The following is a 455-nucleotide window of genomic DNA, read 5'->3' as shown; positions in this document are numbered from 1 at the left end:
TGTCGCCGAAGGCGGCCACCTCCGCCGGACGGATACCGCGTTCCGCGCAGCTCAGCGCCAGGGTGCTGGCCTTGGAGACGCCGTGGGCGCTGATCTCCAGCAGGGCGGTGGGGCTGGACCTGGTCACCGAGACCAGGTCGCCGACGAGCTCCCGCGCGCGGGTCAGGAAGGCGTCGGGGGACAGCTCGTCGTGGTGGGCGAGGAGCTTGAGCACCGGCTGGGGCGTCGTACCGGTGGGCTCCGCCAGCAGTTTCTCGGCGGGGGCGACGCTCTGCGCCGGGTCCAGGTGGAGCGGCGGGTAGCTCATCTCGTGGAAGAGGCCGCTGGTGCGTTCCACGGCGAAGCTGGTGCCGGGCGCGTGGGCGCGCAGGGTGGCCACGACCTGGAGCGCCGTCTCCTCCAGGAGGGGGCGGACCCGGACGAAGCGCGGGCGCCCGCTCTCGTCGTCCGTGCCG

Annotated in this window: 1 protein-coding gene; it reads right to left on the bottom strand. The window is 74.1% G+C overall.

Going from position 1 to position 455, the window contains the following annotated elements; translation table 11 throughout:
* Positions 1-455, bottom strand: a 455-nt coding sequence (locus tag G3I60_RS43990; RefSeq protein WP_164608581.1) for an HAD hydrolase family protein, incomplete at both ends; no start/stop codon positions are given.

Origin of the sequence: Streptomyces sp. SID13666 (genome assembly GCF_010548325.1) — a bacterium.
Lineage (GTDB): Bacteria > Actinomycetota > Actinomycetes > Streptomycetales > Streptomycetaceae > Actinacidiphila > Actinacidiphila fildesensis.
The sequence above is the reverse complement of the archived record's forward strand: the minus strand, read 5'-3'. Positions and strand labels throughout refer to the sequence as shown.